General features: G+C 52.3%; 3 tRNA genes. All 3 read right to left on the bottom strand.

What is annotated here, in order from left to right:
• Positions 1–12: 12 nt before the first annotated feature.
• Positions 13–86, bottom strand: a tRNA-Asp gene (locus DXB91_RS13430).
• Between the two features lie 30 nt (positions 87–116).
• Positions 117–190 (bottom strand) — tRNA-Ile (locus DXB91_RS13425).
• Positions 191–199: 9 nt separating this feature from the next.
• A tRNA-Val gene (locus DXB91_RS13420) sits at positions 200–272 on the bottom strand.
• Positions 273–344 lie beyond the last annotated feature (72 nt).

The following is a 344-nucleotide window of genomic DNA, read 5'->3' as shown; positions in this document are numbered from 1 at the left end:
TTGTGAATACAGCGACCCGGATGGGGTTCGAACCCACGACCTCCGCCGTGACAGGGCGGCGCTCTAACCAGCTGAGCCACCAGGCCATATTCATTGTTTCTTATTATTAGTAAGAGTGGACGTTCGGGGACTCGAACCCAGGACCGATCGGTTATGAGCCGATTGCTCTAACCAACTGAGCTAAACGTCCTCATTTAAGTGGGACCTATAGGGCTCGAACCTATGACCCTCTGCTTGTAAGGCAGATGCTCTCCCAGCTGAGCTAAGATCCCATTCATAAAAAGTATTCTATTGTGAATACAGCGACCCGGATGGGGTTCGAACCCACGACCTCCGCCGTGACA

Source organism: Coprococcus sp. OM06-34AC, assembly GCF_003462545.1.
In the GTDB taxonomy this organism is placed as follows: domain Bacteria; phylum Bacillota; class Clostridia; order Lachnospirales; family Lachnospiraceae; genus Coprococcus; species Coprococcus aceti.
This window is presented reverse-complemented; position numbering and strand designations above follow the sequence as displayed.